The 420-nt window shown below is 75.7% G+C and carries 1 pseudogene; it reads right to left on the reverse strand.

Annotation, left to right across the window (positions count from 1 at the left end):
• Positions 1-74: 74 nt before the first annotated feature.
• Positions 75-420: pseudogene (locus B2742_RS08060) on the reverse strand (SPOR domain-containing protein); the annotation flags it as partial.

Here is a 420-nt window from a genome sequence, read left to right on the forward strand (position 1 = left end):
CCGCAGCCCCGTAAAATCGCGTCCGCCGGGGCGAACGTCAACGATGCGATAGACGGTGGATGTGGATGCGAGGATCACGCGACCCGATTGCACCACGGATCGTCGATGCCGGCGGCGGCGCAGACCGCGGCGGCGCCGGCGGCCGGAGCGGCGACCTTGAGCCGGGTCAGGCGGCGGCCGCCGACCTCGACGCCCTCATAGACCGGCGACAGGCCGTTCAGGGCCCAGGCGGCCTCGCCCGACTTGAGCCGCGACCAGGCCGATCGGGCCGCGGCCTCGCTGGAATAGGCGCCGAGCTGGACCAGACCGCGACCGGCGCGGGGGGCGGACGGCGGGCGCGGCGCCAGCGCAGGACGCAGGCCGGCGCGGGCGGAGGCGGAATCGATGCGGGCGGAGACCTGCTGCACCACGGCGTCGGCC

This window comes from Brevundimonas sp. UBA7664, from assembly GCF_002483305.1.
Classification (GTDB): domain Bacteria; phylum Pseudomonadota; class Alphaproteobacteria; order Caulobacterales; family Caulobacteraceae; genus Brevundimonas.